Origin of the sequence: Flavobacterium sp. (assembly GCF_044368625.1) — a bacterium.
Classification (GTDB): Bacteria; Bacteroidota; Bacteroidia; order Flavobacteriales; family Flavobacteriaceae; genus Flavobacterium.
Genome location: NZ_JBIPPD010000133.1, coordinates 1 through 9,020, shown reverse-complemented (window position 1 = coordinate 9,020; position 9,020 = coordinate 1). Strand labels below are relative to the sequence as shown.

The 9,020-nt window shown below is 35.1% G+C and carries 10 protein-coding genes and 1 pseudogene; 9 read left to right on the top strand and 2 right to left on the bottom strand.

Going from position 1 to position 9,020, the window contains the following annotated elements; translation table 11 throughout:
* Positions 1 to 75: 75 nt before the first annotated feature.
* Positions 76 to 645 (bottom strand): hypothetical protein, encoded by a 570-nt coding sequence (locus ACIQ2X_RS10595; RefSeq protein WP_396178899.1) that lies wholly within the window; start codon positions 643 to 645, stop codon positions 76 to 78.
* A 63-nt stretch (positions 646 to 708) separates the two neighbouring features.
* Positions 709 to 942: a hypothetical protein gene (locus tag ACIQ2X_RS10590; protein WP_396178898.1), complete on the bottom strand. Its 234-nt coding sequence runs from the start codon at positions 940 to 942 to the stop codon at positions 709 to 711.
* 333 nt (positions 943 to 1,275) lie between these two features.
* On the opposite strand from ACIQ2X_RS10590, the gene miaB reads away from it, so the two are divergent.
* The 9 genes and pseudogenes from miaB to ACIQ2X_RS10545 all read left to right on the top strand — a co-directional run.
* Positions 1,276 to 2,724: a tRNA (N6-isopentenyl adenosine(37)-C2)-methylthiotransferase MiaB gene (miaB, locus tag ACIQ2X_RS10585; RefSeq protein ID WP_396178897.1), complete on the top strand. Its 1,449-nt coding sequence runs from the start codon at positions 1,276 to 1,278 to the stop codon at positions 2,722 to 2,724.
* A gap of 48 nt (positions 2,725 to 2,772) precedes the next feature.
* The gene (locus ACIQ2X_RS10580) at positions 2,773 to 3,162 is read left to right on the top strand and encodes a GxxExxY protein (RefSeq protein ID WP_396178896.1); all 390 of its coding nucleotides are present in this window, start codon (positions 2,773 to 2,775) and stop codon (positions 3,160 to 3,162) included.
* Positions 3,163 to 3,237: 75 nt separating this feature from the next.
* Complete coding sequence (locus ACIQ2X_RS10575) at positions 3,238 to 4,506, top strand: sigma-54 interaction domain-containing protein (RefSeq protein ID WP_396178895.1); 1,269 nt, start codon at positions 3,238 to 3,240, stop codon at positions 4,504 to 4,506.
* Positions 4,507 to 4,530: 24 nt separating this feature from the next.
* Complete coding sequence (locus ACIQ2X_RS10570) at positions 4,531 to 5,037, top strand: LptE family protein (RefSeq protein WP_396178901.1); 507 nt, start codon at positions 4,531 to 4,533, stop codon at positions 5,035 to 5,037.
* A gap of 24 nt (positions 5,038 to 5,061) precedes the next feature.
* Positions 5,062 to 5,940 carry a hypothetical protein gene (locus ACIQ2X_RS10565; RefSeq protein ID WP_396178894.1) on the top strand — a complete coding sequence of 293 codons (879 nt, stop codon included), beginning with the start codon at positions 5,062 to 5,064 and terminating at the stop codon, positions 5,938 to 5,940.
* 4 nt (positions 5,941 to 5,944) lie between these two features.
* Positions 5,945 to 6,292: a preprotein translocase subunit SecG gene (gene secG, locus ACIQ2X_RS10560; RefSeq protein WP_396178900.1), complete on the top strand. Its 348-nt coding sequence runs from the start codon at positions 5,945 to 5,947 to the stop codon at positions 6,290 to 6,292.
* Positions 6,293 to 6,430: 138 nt separating this feature from the next.
* Positions 6,431 to 6,706 carry a co-chaperone GroES gene (gene groES, locus ACIQ2X_RS10555; protein WP_396178893.1) on the top strand — a complete coding sequence of 92 codons (276 nt, stop codon included), beginning with the start codon at positions 6,431 to 6,433 and terminating at the stop codon, positions 6,704 to 6,706.
* Between the two features lie 229 nt (positions 6,707 to 6,935).
* A complete protein-coding gene (gene groL / locus ACIQ2X_RS10550) occupies positions 6,936 to 8,564 on the top strand; it encodes a chaperonin GroEL (protein WP_396178892.1) in 1,629 nt (542 codons plus the stop codon).
* 105 nt (positions 8,565 to 8,669) lie between these two features.
* Positions 8,670 to 9,020 (top strand): annotated as a pseudogene (locus tag ACIQ2X_RS10545) (hypothetical protein); the annotation flags it as partial.

Genomic DNA, 9,020 nt, shown 5'->3' with positions numbered 1-9,020 from the left:
TGCAAGACAAATTTAGGCTTTTGACCTTAAACACTTGGAGGAAAACTCCAAGTGTTTTTAATTTATCTGTTGCACTTATAACTTGAACTTACATTTTAATAATGTAGTGAAGTTTTTTTTTGATTTTTTTAAAGAATTTCTTTCAAATCCGTCATAATTTATTTCATCATGAAAAGATTCGGCAATTTGTTTCGACCATCTTTTCATTATTGTAACAAATTCTGTAAGGTCAGTTCTATTTAATTCTTGCCCAGTTAGTTGACCGTGAAATATTTTATTGCGAAAACTTTTTAAATTAGAAATAGAGTTGTAGTCAACTTCATAACCAAAACCATAAATATCCTTAATTTCTTTGATGTAGATTAAATTTATTCCGCTAATTAAGTGTCTGAAATAGATATTATTATTAGCCGAAAGAATATTAATAATTTTTATTTTGTCAGAAGGTTCAAAACATTCGTATTGATAAATAAGATGAGTAAATATTTTTCTTATTTGTTTTTCTATTTTTAGAAGTGATAAAGAAAACGAATCGATTGCTCGAGATTCATTGTTAGAATTTAATAAATATCCAATTACTTCAAATTCGCTTTCAAAATTACTAAGTTTAAGATTTTGTTCTGTCATTTTTTTTAAGTTCTTCATACATTTCCATCAAATTTTTATCTCTTTTAATTTTATCTATTTCGCTTAAAATATTACTTGGAGTTATTGCAAAATGTTTTTTTCTACATTATTTATTGCAAACTTTACTAATATTGGATTATTTTTTTGTTCGTATTCAAGTAGTTTATCATTTGTACGCTGTATTTCAGAAGCTGAACGCCCTCCATATTTTGGAACTGCGGTTATTCCTAAATATTTTTCAATTAAATGAAAAATTACGCCTATAAAAATCATAAAACCTACTGAATAAACAATTCCTAAAAAAATCTTCTCCATATTTTGTTTTATTTTAAATTAATTAATTCGTGATTTTAGGGAAAAATTGTACAAAACTCGTGTTAAACTAAACAAACCCTCGGACGTACACCCAAAATCAGCTAAATTAAACATAGTTTGTTTCACTTTTTGTTTTTTCAAATATACTAGTTTCTTCTTTCAAACAATCAAAAGGACTTTTCTTTTTTAGAAGAAAAAATAGTCCTAGAAGTGAAACAGTTTAATCTTTAACACCTTAATAAAATTACTGTAAATTCTTAGTCTGCCAACTTGTCACTTTTACTTAAAATTGCGCTATATTTGCAGACGGAAAAATTCCTACTTTACAACACGATGGAAAAGACAATTGAAGAAAGCAAACAAGGCGAAAGCTTGGTTTTAGAACATAAAGCACAAAATTCAAAGAAATTATTTATTGAAAGTTATGGTTGCGCGATGAATTTTTCAGACAGCGAGGTCGTGGCTTCCATTTTATCGGATAATAACTACAACACGACCACAGTTTTAGAAGAAGCAGATTTGGTGTTAATCAATACGTGTTCGATTCGCGACAAAGCCGAACAAACCATCCGAAAACGTCTAGCCAAATACAATGCGGTAAAACGCGATGTGAATCCGAAAATGAAAGTCGGCGTTTTAGGCTGTATGGCCGAACGATTGAAAACCCAGTTTTTAGAAGAAGAAAAAATAGTTGACCTCGTTGTGGGGCCCGATGCATATAAAGATTTACCCAATTTATTGCAGGAAGTAGAATCCGGGAATGATGCCATCAACGTAATTTTGTCGAAAGACGAAACGTATGGCGATATTTCACCGGTGCGTTTGAACAGTAACGGAATTTCTGCATTTGTTTCTATTACAAGAGGTTGCGACAATATGTGTACTTTTTGTGTTGTGCCTTTCACCCGCGGAAGAGAACGGAGTCGCGAACCCGAAAGTATCATCACAGAAATTCAAAATTTGTGGGACAAAGGTTTTAAAGAAATTACGCTTTTGGGTCAAAATGTCGACAGTTATTTGTGGTATGGAGGCGGTTTGAAAAAAGATTTTGATACTGCTTCTGATTTTGCGAAAGCTACATCGGTTGATTTTGCGCAACTTTTAGAAACTGTAGCCATTAAATTTCCTAAAATGCGCATTCGGTTTTCGACCTCGAATCCGCAAGATATGCACGAACCGGTTTTACACATTATTGCAAAATACCACAACATTTGCAAGCACATTCACTTGCCTGTTCAATCGGGAAGCGACCGTATTTTGAAAGCTATGAATCGTTTGCATACACGAGACGAATATTTCAGATTAATTGATACAATTCGTTCCATCATTCCAGAATGTGCTGTAACGCAAGACATGATTGCAGGATTTCCAACAGAAACGGAAGAAGATCATCAAGACACGATGAGTTTGATGGAATACGTAAAATACAGTTTTGGTTATATGTATGCCTATTCGGAACGCCCGGGAACATTGGCAGGACGAAAAATGGACGATGATGTTCCAGAGCTCACAAAAGCCAGACGTTTGCAAGAAATTGTAGATTTACAAAGACAACACAGTGCGTTTAGAACACAAGAATTTCTAGGTAAAACCGTAGAAGTTTTAATCGAAAAAGAATCAAAGCGTTCGAATAAAGAATGGGCAGGACGAAATTCGCAAAGTATTATGGTGGTTTTTCCGAAAGAACATTATAAAGAAGGTGATTTCGTAAATGTAAAAATTACCGATTGCACGAGTGGCACTTTGATTGGGAAAGCAGTGGGATTGAGTGGGATGAATTAATTTTACCGCAAATTACACAAATTTTCACAAATTGATTAATTAAAAATTATGAGTAACAATTTAGAATATTATTACAAGAAAGATGAGAATTACACAATAGTTGGATTGTGCATGGAGGTTCACCGAATTTTAGGTCCAGGGTTACTAGAAATCGTATATAAGGATGCTTTAGAAATTGAATTTAAAAATCACAATATTCCTTATGAAAGGGAAAAAAGGTATGATGTTGAATATAAAGGATATATTCTGCCACATGATTTTTATGCGGATTTTGTAGTTTATGATGATATAATTTTAGAAGTAAAGTCAGTGAAAGAAGTTACTAATGAACACCTTGCCCGAACCTTAAATTATATGAAACTAGCTGATACTCCAATTGGAATTATTGTGAATTTTCAAAACAAATCATTAAGTCATAAAAGATTAATTAGCACTTAATTAATTTGTGGAAATTTGTGTAATTTGTGGTTAAAAATAAATACCAGATTACTTCGTGGCAGAAAAAAACAAAGTATGGAAACAGTACAAGCTATAAAACAACGATTTGAGATTATTGGAAATAATCCAAAGCTCAATCGTGCCATTGAAAAAGCCATTCAAGTGGCACCAACCGATATTTCGGTTTTGGTTGTTGGAGAAAGTGGTGTGGGAAAAGAAAGTATTCCAAAGATAATTCATTCGCTTTCGCATAGAAAACACGGGAAATACATCGCGGTAAACTGTGGTGCGATTCCAGAAGGCACGATTGATAGTGAACTATTTGGACACGAAAAAGGTGCTTTTACAGGAGCAACCTCTACTCGAGAGGGCTACTTTGAAGTGGCAAGTGGCGGAACTATTTTCCTAGATGAAGTGGGCGAATTACCGCTAACCACTCAGGTTCGGTTGCTACGGGTTTTGGAAAATGGCGAATTTATTAAAGTAGGATCTTCCCAAGTGCAAAAAACAGACGTCCGGATTGTGGCAGCCACAAACGTAAATATGTTTGAAGCGATTGAAAAAGGGAAATTCAGGGAAGATTTGTATTATCGATTGAGTACCGTAGATATTACATTGCCGCCACTTCGCGAGCGAAAAGAAGACATCCATTTATTGTTTCGCAAATTTTCTTCTGATTTTGCACATAAATATAAAATGCCTGCCATAAAATTAGACGAACAAGCCGTGCAATTATTGCTACAATTTCGTTGGAGCGGGAACATTCGTCAATTGCGAAATGTAGCCGAACAAATTTCGGTTTTAGAAACCACTCGCGAAATCAATAGCGCAACATTAAAATCGTATTTGCCATCCGAAGCGTCCAATTTACCTTCTGTGATTAGGGATAAAAAAAACGAATCCGACTTTAGTACAGAACGAGAAATTTTGTACAAAGTATTGTTTGATATGAAAAGTGACTTGAATGATTTGAAAAAATTGACCATGGAGTTGATGGAAAATGGCGCCAGTCAAGTGCAAGAAAAAAACAAAAATCTGATTCAAAAAATTTACGGTTCAAATCAAGAGGAGAACGAAATTGATTTTGAAGACGATAATGAAATGTCGGTAATCCCGATGGCTAAAACCACCCAAACTTCCACTAATAACTACGATGATTCGGAAGACAACTATCTTTTTGCAGAAACGGTCGAAGAGGAAGAGATACTCAAATTGGAGCAAAAAGAAATCGAAATGATCAAAAAATCACTAGAAAAAAACAAAGGAAAACGCAAAGCAGCCGCCGATGAGTTGGGAATTTCTGAAAGAACGCTGTACCGAAAAATAAAACAATTTGATTTGTAGTATATTTGACCTTTTAAAAAGATGATGCAAAAATTAAAACATATAGCTTTACTAGTAGTAATCGTTTTCGCGTTCAATGGTTGTTCCGTTTATAATTTTACAGGAACGGGAAAAATAGATGCTAAAACGTTTCAGGTAAACTATTTTCAAAATAATGCCGATTTGATTGAACCAGGTATTGACTTAGCATTTACGCGTGCTTTACAAGATTTAATTCAAAATCAAACCAACTTGAGTTTGACCAATTCGGGAGGCGATTTAGTATACGAAGGTGAAATTACGAGCTATAACATTACACCCATGACGGCAACTGCCGATCAACGTGCGGCTCAAAACCGATTAACGATCCGGATTAATGTACGTTTCACCAACAAAAACAAAGAAGAAGACAACTTTGAAAAACCATTTTCATTTTTCTTTGATTTTCCCGGAGAAAATTTACCCTCCAGAGCTCAATTGAACCCCGCATTAGACGAAATTTTTGAACGAATTACCCAAGACATTTTCAATGAATCTTTGGCAAAATGGTAATTTATTATTTTTAATAACACAATTTTGAATACGCACGAATTTACATTTTTACTCAACAAACCCAATGCTATCAAAGATAAGCATGCCATTGGTTTGGAGCAAATCGTAACTGAATTTCCATTTTTTCAAAGTGCTCGTGCTTTATTATTAAAAGTTTTGTACAACCAAGATAGTTTTCAATACAATCCGGCACTTCGTAAAACAGCGGCATATACCACAGACCGAAGTGTGTTGTTTGATTTTATTACCAGCGGCAATTTTGCTTCGGTTCAGAAATTATTTATTGAAGAAAAAGAAGCTCTTATCAACGAAATTAAAGTAAATGACATCGAGATTGTCACAATAAATAAGCCTATTGCAGATTCAAAATCTGATGCTTTACCCTTCGAGCATTCCTTTGAAAAATCCATTTCAGAAGCAACACCAATCGAGGCATTTTCAGATACCGCACAAAATATTGCAATTGCAACCGAAAAGTTGAATATCGGAAAACCCTTGGATTTTCTGAAAGACGAAAAACATTCTTTTCAAGAGTGGCTTCAATTGGCCAATTTCAATCCGATTCAAAGAGAAAACAAAGCGGCAGAAACACAAAATGAAGCTATTGAACAGCCTATTGACCCAGTAAAACAAAAAAAAATAGCCCTGATTGATCGGTTTATCGAGAATAATCCGAAAATTTCTCCCGTTAAAGAAATGTCCAAAATCGCCCACATTCCTGAGCAAAACCAAGATCACTCCTACTTGATGACCGAAACATTGGCCAAAGTGTATTTGGAACAACGAAAATTTCAAAAAGCAATTCAAGCTTATGAAATATTAATTTTGAAATATCCAGAAAAAAGTACTTTCTTTGCAAACCGAATTTCGGATATTAGAATCTTACAACAAAATAACAATTAATTAGATAATCATGTTTTCAATTTTTTTAGTACTAATCGTAATCGTTTGTTTTTTATTAATCGTAGTCATCATGGTTCAAAACCCAAAAGGTGGTGGTTTATCTTCAACACTTGGTGGTTCACAACAAATGGGTGGTGTACAAAAGACGACCGATTTTTTAGATAAAAGTACTTGGACACTTGGAGTTTTGTTAATTATCCTTATTCTGTTTTCAAGTTTAAGTTTTAATTCAGGAAATAGTGAAGTGAAAATCATTGACGATAAACAAGTTACTCCTGCAAAAACAGAAGTTCCAGCACCAGCAACAACTCCAGCTGAAACTAAACCAGCAACAGAAGTCCCTGCACAATAATCATTGAAAACAATCATACTAAAATGCCAGCTTGTCAAGCTGGCATTTTTTTTTAGGCAAAAATGACAGATTTAGCCCCTTGGCACAATTTCTGACTTGCTCAAAGAAATAATTAATCATTTACACAAATATAGTATTATGGCATTAAACATTAAACCTCTTTCGGATCGCGTTTTAATTGAACCGGTTGCAGCTGAAACTAAAACAGCCTCAGGAATTTTTATTCCAGATACCGCAAAAGAAAAACCACAAAAAGGAACCGTTGTCGCGGTTGGAAATGGCACAAAAGACCACACGATGACCGTTAAAATTGGCGATACTGTTTTATACGGAAAATACGCAGGAACAGAACTAAAATTAGAAGGAACTGATTATTTGATTATGCGTGAGGATGATATTCTGGCGGTAATATAAGCCCCACCCCGACCCTCCCCGAAGCGGAGGGAGAATAAACTGGAATCGAACTACAGAAAATTATTAATGAAAAATTTAACGTACTAAAGTTCTTTCTAGATTAAATTAAAATTTTCAAAAACAAGTAAAAATTTGTTTTAATTCTGAACATAAAAATATTTACAAACAAAATCCATCTCGGCTCCCTCTCCTTCGGGGAGGGCTGGGGTGGGGAAAACAAAAAATTAAAATGGCAAAAGATATAAAATTCGATATTGAAGCACGTGACGGATTAAAACGTGGCGTTGACGCATTGGCTAATGCAGTAAAAGTAACTTTAGGACCAAAAGGTCGAAATGTAATTATTGGAAAATCATTTGGTGGGCCAACCGTTACTAAAGATGGTGTTACGGTAGCTAAAGAAATCGAATTGAAAGATCCTTTAGAAAATATGGGTGCTCAAATGGTTAAAGAAGTGGCATCAAAAACCAATGATTTAGCCGGAGACGGGACAACAACTGCAACTGTTTTGGCGCAAGCCATTGTAAAAGAAGGTTTGAAAAATGTAGCCGCTGGAGCCAATCCAATGGACTTAAAAAGAGGAATTGACAAAGCTGTTGAAGCCATTGTAGCTAATTTGGCTACTCAAGCTCAAGTGGTAGGAAGTGATTCTGATAAAATCAAGCAAATCGCTTCGATTTCTGCAAACAACGACGATGTTGTGGGCGAATTAATTGCAAGCGCTTTCGCAAAAGTAGGCCGTGAAGGCGTGATTACTGTTGAAGAAGCCAAGGGAACTGACACTTATGTAGATGTTGTAGAAGGAATGCAATTTGACCGAGGATATCTTTCTCCTTATTTTGTGACGAATCCAGAAAAAATGGAAACCGAATTGGACAGTCCATACATTTTATTGTACGACAAAAAAGTTTCTTCGTTAAAAGAGTTACTTCCTGTTTTAGAGCCAGTGGCTCAGTCTGGAAAACCATTATTGATTATTGCTGAAGATGTAGATGGCGAAGCGCTATCAACATTAGTAGTAAACAAATTACGTGGTGCATTGAAAATCGCTGCTGTAAAAGCTCCAGGTTTTGGCGACCGAAGAAAAGCAATGTTGGAAGACATCGCTATTTTAACCGGAGGAACGGTAATTTCTGAAGAAAGAGGTTATACTTTAGAAAACACAACACTTGAGATGTTGGGTTCAGCCAAGAGAGTAACCATTGACAAAGACAATACGACCATCGTGAGTGGTGCAGGCGAAGCCGATATGATCAAAAATCGCGTAAACCAAATCAAAGGTCAAATGGAAACAACGACTTCTGATTACGACAAAGAAAAATTACAAGAACGTTTGGCTAAACTAGCTGGTGGTGTTGCTGTTCTTTATGTTGGTGCTGCTTCTGAAGTAGAAATGAAAGAGAAAAAAGACCGCGTAGACGATGCTTTACACGCCACTCGTGCCGCTGTTGAAGAAGGAATCGTAGCTGGTGGAGGTGTTGCCTTACTAAGAGCTAAAATTGCTTTAAAAGACATTCAAACTTTAAATGCAGACGAAGCAACTGGTGTTCAAATTGTAGCGCGTGCGATTGAATCTCCTTTAAGAACGATTGTTGAAAATGCAGGCCTAGAAGGCTCTGTAGTAGTAGCAAAAGTTTCAGAAGGCGAAGGAAATTTTGGTTACAATGCTAAGACCGACGAATATGTCGACATGCTTTTGGCTGGAATTATCGATCCGAAAAAAGTGACTCGTGTGGCTTTGGAAAACGCTGCATCAGTTTCAGGAATGATTTTGACTACCGAATGTGCCTTAATTGACATCAAAGAAGAAAGTGCTGGCGGAAACCCAATGGGTGGCGGAATGCCGGGAATGATGTAATAAGAATTTTCTTAATAACAATAAATCCGAAGCTTTTAGTTTCGGATTTTTTTTTACATTTACTTTTCAAACGAATTTTTCAATTAAAAGCCTAATAATCATTTTATGTTTTCGAAACCAACCTCACTCCTCTTGTTTTTAGTATTGATTGTTGCAAATGGGTTCAGTCAAAGTAATAATTCTAAACAGCAAATAGTTCAACACTTTGAAAATTACTTCGCATTAGAGCGCGAAAACATGCATTTACATCTTAACAAAAATACATACTTAACAAACGAGAGTATTTGGTTTAAAGGTTATGTTTATAATAAAAAAGACAAACTCCCCTTTTTTTTTACTACAAATATCTATGTGGCTTTATATGACGAAAATGGGACTAAAATAGAAACCAAATTACTTTATGCAAACGCTGGCTGTTTCTCCGGCAATTTTGTTTTAGGAGAACATTTCAAAACC